The sequence below is a fragment of the Clostridium celatum DSM 1785 genome (genome assembly GCF_000320405.1).
In the GTDB taxonomy this organism is placed as follows: Bacteria; Bacillota; Clostridia; order Clostridiales; family Clostridiaceae; genus Clostridium; species Clostridium celatum.
Window position 1 is genome coordinate 1 of the sequence record NZ_KB291687.1, and the last position, 658, is coordinate 658.

Genomic DNA, 658 nt, shown 5'->3' on the forward strand with positions numbered 1-658 from the left:
AATGTTTGAGTTGGAGTTAATCCACCATCAGCTTCAGTTGGGTCCATTCCCTTATATCCATAAACGATTACTTCAGCTTTAGAATTTTTATGAACTGCAACATCATAAGGTTTACCAACACTTACAACTACAGAATCTTTATTAAGTTCATTAGCGTAATCAACTATAGAATTTGGACCAGCAGTTATCCAGTGGTTAGCATTTAAATGAGAGAAATTACCCATTTCTGATAAAACTATAACGTAATCAGCAGCTTCTATTTTACCTTTTAATTCATCAGTTAACAAATTACCATTTGAATAACGATGAGTTTCTATATTTACAGAATTAATTTTATTTTCCGCAACAAGTCTAGTAACACCAAATTGCATTCCAGGAAGCTCGTTATTATATGGAGCTATAAGAAGAACGTTTTCACCTTCCTTAGGGTTTAAAGGTAATATATTATTTTCATTTTTAACTACAGTAACAGCTTCAGCAGATATTTCTCTTTCTACAAGTCTATTTTCATCAGAACCAACAATAGTTTTAGCAGTAGCTATTTTTTCTTCAACAGTTCTAGTATCATCATTAACATTCATGATGCCTCTGTCTATTTTTAATTTAACTATTCTTTCAACAGAATCATCAAGTTCAGCCATTGTTAACTCACCAGAAT

General features: G+C 31.5%; 1 pseudogene. It reads right to left on the minus strand.

The window, feature by feature from the left end:
• Window positions 1–641, minus strand: a pseudogene (locus HMPREF0216_RS13310) (beta-hexosaminidase); the annotation flags it as partial.
• Between the last annotated feature and the right edge of the window lie 17 nt (window positions 642–658).